Origin of the sequence: Flavobacterium sp., assembly GCF_003525665.1 — a bacterium.
Classification (GTDB): domain Bacteria; phylum Bacteroidota; class Bacteroidia; order Flavobacteriales; family Flavobacteriaceae; genus Flavobacterium.
This window is the reverse complement of sequence record NZ_DQDX01000224.1, coordinates 1-1,020: the sequence shown is the minus strand read 5'-3', so window position 1 is coordinate 1,020 and position 1,020 is coordinate 1. Positions and strand designations below refer to the sequence as shown.

At 30.6% G+C, this 1,020-nt stretch carries 2 protein-coding genes; both read left to right on the top strand.

Annotated features, from left to right (window positions below):
* Nucleotides 1-27: 27 nt before the first annotated feature.
* On the top strand, nt 28-420 hold the full coding sequence (locus DIU01_RS15440) for an SRPBCC family protein (RefSeq protein WP_290836014.1): 393 nt from the start codon (nt 28-30) through the stop codon (nt 418-420).
* Between the two features lie 88 nt (nt 421-508).
* Nucleotides 509-988, top strand: coding sequence for a hypothetical protein (locus DIU01_RS15435; protein WP_290836012.1), 480 nt, complete (start codon nt 509-511; stop codon nt 986-988).
* Nucleotides 989-1,020 lie beyond the last annotated feature (32 nt).

The window sequence follows — 1,020 nt, the reverse complement described above, 5'->3', positions numbered from 1 at the left end:
TAAACAATAAACAACAAACAATAAAACATGAATTTAGAAAGCCCAAAAGTAACAGTAGCCAAATCAGCGGAGTATTTATATACTGCTTTATCTGATGTGAAGAATTTTGAGAAGTTGATGCCTGAGAATATTGCTAAGTTTGAAGTTCTTGGTGATGACATATTCAACTTTGGATTGAAAGGTATGCCAGAAATCAAATTGAGATTGAAAGAAGGAGTTCCGCATTCTAAAGTGAATCTTGCGGCTGCTAGTGATAAACTTCCGTTTACATTGGTTGCTTCTATTGATGCTATTTCTGATGCTTCTAGTGAAGTAAAACTAGACTTTGCCGGTGATTTTAACCCAATGATGGCCATGATGATTAAAGGTCCGATTACTAAGTTTATTGAGACTTTAGCAGAAAACATGCACAAATTATAATTTAAGATATTTTCGACAAAATAATAAACCTTCTTCAGTAATGTTGAAGGTTTTTTAATAAACAATTGCTCATACAAACGCATAATTCATGGATATAGTTACTTATACAAAAGACATTCCTTTGTTTAAAAAAATACTTGGCTTCTTTTTTCTAGCTCTTAGTTTATATTCATTACTTTCTTTTAGTCTATTATTTGGAACTATTTTTTTAGTGATAGGAATCAATTTATTACTAACCGAAGGTTCTGAAATCAATCTTAAAACAAATACCTATAGGAATATAAAGTCACTATTTGGATTTCGTTTTGGAAAGTGGATGCCTTGTCCAGAGTTTGAATATGTTTCGGTATTTAAAACAAAAGAAAATCAAACCATTCGTGTGATAACTGCTGAAACTACGCTTCAAAATGATATTATTTTACTTAATTTGTTTTATAAAGGAAATAAGCACATCACTTTTTATAAAACTCAAAATAGAGCCGATGCCTTCAAAATGGCGGAAGAATTCAAATCAATATTCAAAATTGATATTTTAGACGCGACAGAAAGCGAAAAGAAATGGTTGTAAATTGATTGCTATGACTAGTCCTAAATAATCGA